Origin of the sequence: Ureibacillus sinduriensis BLB-1 = JCM 15800, assembly GCF_000772955.1 — a bacterium.
Lineage (GTDB): Bacteria > Bacillota > Bacilli > Bacillales_A > Planococcaceae > Ureibacillus > Ureibacillus sinduriensis.
In genome coordinates this window covers 1-326 of the sequence record NZ_JPVO01000001.1, presented here as the reverse complement: position 1 = coordinate 326, position 326 = coordinate 1, and the positions used below count along the sequence as shown (strand labels likewise).

The window sequence follows — 326 nt, the reverse complement described above, 5'->3', positions numbered from 1 at the left end:
TAAATGCCCTCAGCTTTCTCTATAGCCGATGCTAATGCGGCTAGATCAACTTCTACTACCTGACCAACCCCACTACCTACCGTTACTTCATTTAACCTTACAGTTGCCTCTTCGATTTTTCCTTGAAGCAGGGTTGCATTTCCTGCTTTCACTATCGCTTCGTTAAAGGCGTTTATTGCATTCTCCAGCACGTTGGTTGCACTGTCTAGTTGAGCTTGAGTTTGATTTTCCTTAACAGAATAAATGCCCTCAGCTACCTCTATAGCCGATGCTAATGCGGCTAGATCCACTTCTGCTACTTGACCGACTCCATCACCTACCGTTAC

At 45.1% G+C, this 326-nt stretch carries 1 protein-coding gene; it reads right to left on the bottom strand.

The features are described 5' to 3' along the window. On the bottom strand, positions 1-326 hold a 326-nt coding region (locus CD33_RS20335), incomplete at both ends, for a hypothetical protein (RefSeq protein WP_036196956.1).